Here is a 241-nt window from a genome sequence, read left to right on the forward strand (position 1 = left end):
GCATGACCGGGTGGCGCATCGGCTATGCCGGCGGTCCGGCGCAGCTGATCAAGGCGATGGCGACGATCCAGTCGCAATCGACCTCGAACCCGTCGTCGATCGCGCAGTGGGCCTCGGTCGAGGCGCTCAACGGTCCGCAGGACTTCATCGCCGCGAACAACAAGGTGTTCAAGGAGCGCCGCGACCTCGTGGTCTCGATGCTCAACCAGGCGAGCGGCATCGAGTGCCCGCGGCCGGAAGG

At 67.2% G+C, this 241-nt stretch carries 1 protein-coding gene; it reads left to right on the top strand.

From position 1 onward, the window contains the following. Positions 1 to 241 (top strand): aminotransferase class I/II-fold pyridoxal phosphate-dependent enzyme (locus tag Ga0466249_RS26260; RefSeq protein WP_215832430.1); only part of this gene is annotated, 241 nt, incomplete at both ends.

Source organism: Pelorhabdus rhamnosifermentans (assembly GCF_018835585.1).
GTDB lineage: Bacteria > Bacillota > Negativicutes > UMGS1260 > UMGS1260 > Pelorhabdus > Pelorhabdus rhamnosifermentans.